Source organism: Paenibacillus sp. 01T422, assembly GCF_056398785.1.
In genome coordinates, this window is record NZ_JBFTQB010001340.1 from 1 (window position 1) to 1,134 (window position 1,134).

Consider the following 1,134-nt stretch of genomic DNA (forward strand, 5'->3'; position numbering starts at 1 on the left):
GCTCTATTCTTCGTGTTGGCGCTTGCCGCTTGCGGACAAAAACCGACTGAGAACCAAGGCTCTATTCTTCGTGTTGGCGCTTGCCGCTTGCGGACAAAAACCGACTGAGAACCAAGCTAGCACTGCCCCAGCAGCTTCTGGAGCGCCTGCAGCAACGACGCCTGCCAAAGAAGTTACCTTAAAAGTTGGCGCGTCTTCCGTTCCCCACGCTGAAATTTTGAACGGCATCAAAGCAAAGATGAAAACACAAGGCGTTAACCTGGAAGTAATCGAGTTCAACGATTATGTACAGCCGAATGTACAAGTGTTTGAAAAACAATTGGACGCTAACTTTTTCCAACATCAACCTTACCTGGACCAATACAATGCCGATAAAAAGCAGAACCTTGTAAAAGTCGTAGGCGTGCACATTGAGCCATTCGGCGCTTACTCTCAAAAAGTGAAATCAGCAGCTGAATTGAAAGATGGCGCATCTGTTGCCATCCCGAATGACCCATCCAATGCGGGTCGTGCGCTAGCTTTGATGGAGAAAAACGGCTTGATCAAGCTGAAAGATGGCGTTGGTATTAAAGGAACTGTGACAGACATTGTCGAAAACAACAAAAAACTTCAAATTAAAGAGCTTGACCCAGCTATGCTGCCGCGTACTATCGGTGAGTTCGATCTAGCGCTAATCAACACGAACTACGCGCTTCAAGCGAATTTGAATCCTACTAAAGATGCGCTGTTCATCGAGGACAAAAACTCTCCTTACGTGAACATTCTCGTGGCTCGTCCGGACAACAAAGATTCCGAAGCTATGCAAAAGCTTGCTAAAGAATTGAACTCCGCTGACACGAAAAAGCTCATTGAAGACAAATACAAAGGCGCTATCGTTCCAGCGTTCTAAAATAAATATGAAAAGGGGCTGATCCCTCAAGGTCAATAGACCTTGAGGGATCAGCCCCTTGATCTAGGTTTAGGGCTGGATGACGGGCGGGGCTACGATTCGTTGTTCTGCCATTGGTTACAGGGAGGACGCCGGGCCGTTCAATGATCTGCTCCAGTTGACCGAGGAACCGTGGGTTGGTCTTGCGGAAATGACGCGCAAGGGGAACTCGTAGCGGACATTTGAACTAATTGATGCAAAAAGTG

General features: G+C 47.6%; 2 protein-coding genes. Both read left to right on the forward strand.

Annotated features, from left to right (window positions below):
* The first annotated feature begins 46 nt into the window (after positions 1–46).
* Positions 47–889, forward strand: coding sequence for a MetQ/NlpA family ABC transporter substrate-binding protein (locus tag AC1DUA_RS38575; RefSeq protein WP_477504717.1), 843 nt, complete (start codon positions 47–49; stop codon positions 887–889).
* Positions 890–968: 79 nt separating this feature from the next.
* Positions 969–1,103 (forward strand): hypothetical protein, encoded by a 135-nt coding sequence (locus AC1DUA_RS38580; protein ID WP_477504716.1) that lies wholly within the window; start codon positions 969–971, stop codon positions 1,101–1,103.
* Positions 1,104–1,134 lie beyond the last annotated feature (31 nt).

Excerpts from the sequence above, each read along its gene's own strand:
- AC1DUA_RS38580 (WP_477504716.1), top strand. The coding sequence starts at position 969 with ATGACGGGCGGGGCTACGATTCGTTGTTCTGCCATTGGTTACAGGGAG.